The sequence below is a fragment of the Shewanella sp. SG41-4 genome (genome assembly GCF_014164505.1).
Taxonomy (GTDB): Bacteria; Pseudomonadota; Gammaproteobacteria; order Enterobacterales; family Shewanellaceae; genus Shewanella.
Window position 1 is genome coordinate 1 of record NZ_JACJFI010000473.1, and the last position, 2,090, is coordinate 2,090.

The 2,090-nt window shown below is 38.8% G+C and carries 4 protein-coding genes; 3 read left to right on the forward strand and 1 reads right to left on the reverse strand.

The genetic code is table 11. The annotated features are described in order from the left end of the window. Window positions 1-205, forward strand: a 205-nt coding sequence (locus tag H5202_RS24055) for a hypothetical protein (RefSeq protein WP_220493957.1), incomplete at its 5' end; no start/stop codon positions are given. Here H5202_RS24055 and H5202_RS21245 read toward each other — a convergent pair. Then, window positions 195-680 (reverse strand): YajQ family cyclic di-GMP-binding protein, encoded by a 486-nt coding sequence (locus tag H5202_RS21245; protein ID WP_182773806.1) that lies wholly within the window; start codon window positions 678-680, stop codon window positions 195-197. The genes H5202_RS24055 and H5202_RS21245 overlap by 11 nt on opposite strands. 338 nt (window positions 681-1,018) lie before the next feature. Between H5202_RS21245 and H5202_RS21250 the strand changes: the two genes are divergently transcribed. Both H5202_RS21250 and H5202_RS21255 read left to right on the forward strand, forming a co-directional pair. Next, entirely contained in the window at window positions 1,019-1,375 is a 357-nt protein-coding gene (locus tag H5202_RS21250; RefSeq protein WP_182773807.1) for a VanZ family protein, read from the forward strand. 6 nt (window positions 1,376-1,381) lie between these two features. After that, on the forward strand, window positions 1,382-2,090 hold a 709-nt coding region (locus tag H5202_RS21255), incomplete at its 3' end, for a ketopantoate reductase family protein (RefSeq protein ID WP_182773808.1).

Sequence of the window (2,090 nt, forward strand, 5' to 3'; positions counted from 1 at the left end):
CTATTACAGGGTCGAACGCTTTGTCATTCATGGTTTAGTACTTGCCCATCGTTGTAAGCCAATCAATATTGAATGTAAGCAAAACAAACTAACTCAGCAATCAATTACCAAAAAGCCGATAGGATTTACCTTATCGGCTTTATTATATCTGCAGAACTTGCGTACTTGCTTATGCCGCATTCATCGCTTCAGGATTAGTCTCTGAAGTTATCGAACTGGAATGGTTGTCCTAGTTCTGATTCTTTAGCTAAACGCATAACGGCTTGTAGGTCATCGCGCTTTTTACCTGTGATGCGTACTGAGTCACCTTGAATCGCAGCTTGTACTTTAAGCTTGCTGTCTTTGATAGCTTTAACTAGCTTTTTGGCAATCAATGAATCGATACCTTGCTTAAAACTTACTTTTAAACTGAAGGTTTTGCCGCTGTGAATCGCTTTGTCGTCAACTTCCATTGACGATGGATCAACGTTACGTTTACTGAGCTGAATGCGCAGAATATCGACTAGCTGCTTACAAATAAAATCATCTTCCGCTTTTAGCGTGACGACATTGTCTTTCAAGTCAATTTCAATTTCTTTACCACGTAAATCAAATCGACCAGACACTTCACGACGAGAGTTTTCTACCGCGTTACGTAATTCTTCTTCATCAACTTCCGACACAATATCCATAGATGGCATGTTGCTTTCCTCTTTGATTCTTCACATTTATATAAGGCTATTTTACACTAGGAGTCATTAACAGGATAGTGGAGTACAACTTAGGCTTCATGCGGCCTATTATCTTTCACTAATATCCCATTGATTAACAAAATATCATTAACCGGCTATTTTTATTGGTCATGTTGCTAAAAAGCCTATTTTTACTGAGTTTTACGACTATGAGCTTCTCATTATCCATAGTGAAAATTGCATTTATTCTACAATTATTACTTTCTATAGAGGTTAATTAGTGACAATTTTAAACAGGTTTCTTATTATTAACGATATTCTCGTTTCACAAGGCTGATGTTACGCTCGTGATCACTTATAAAAATATTTTTAAACTTGCATTAGTTGTTGCGGTGATAGTGACTAGCTATCTTGTTTTTTCCAAACCAAGTTACCCGCAAACTTTCGCCCATATGGATAAAGTGGGCCATTTAGGCAGTTTTTTTGCCCTTTCATATTTAGCACATTACGCTTTTAAACCGCGTTGGTATTTTTTATGTACCTCTTTAGCTGCCTATGCAGTGTTGATTGAATTGATTCAATCTCGCTTACCTTATCGAAGCGCATCAGTTGCCGATGTGATTGCCGATTTTGTCGGAATTGCATTATTTTACTTACTGCACTTTTCAATTTATCAATACCGTAAGTTAAAAGCGAATCGTTAATACATCATGGTAAGTACATCAACGATCTCACCATCATCCAAACACGACAATAATAGCCTTATTGCCGTTTTGGGTGCTGGTGCGATTGGACAATTGATGTATCACAAACTGAGTGTTAAGACTCAAAAAGCTCAAGTAAACGATGTTATGTTTATTGGCAGAGATAAACATACTCGTGATCAACCGCTGAGTTTTATTGACCATACACAGCACAATCATGAATCATTAGCGACAATATTGGGAACTGATGATGACCGCTTAGTACAAGTTGAATTACTGTTTGTGTGTGTTAAAGCCTATCAAGTCGAGCAAGCACTATTACCTTTATTACCGAAATTGTCGCCCCAATGCCATATTGTATTACTCCATAATGGTTTAGGTCCGCACTTAGCTGTTGCAGCAGCCCTTTCACAATATAAGGATGTTGGCTTAACGTTAGGCACCACTTCACAAGCGGCGTTGAAGCTAAGTCCGTGGCAGGTGAAACACAGTGGTTTTGGCGTGACTCAGCTAGGACATTATTGTGGTTCAATTATGCCTGCAGCGTTAAAGGCCCGCATAACTCATCTGCATAGTGACAATCAGCCAGTTGAATGGCATCAACCAGTATTACCAGTTTTGTGGCAAAAGTTGGCTATCAATGCGGTGATAAACCCATTAACTGCGTTAAATCAGTGTGCTAATGGCCAACTGGCTGCAACAGAGTATCAATCAC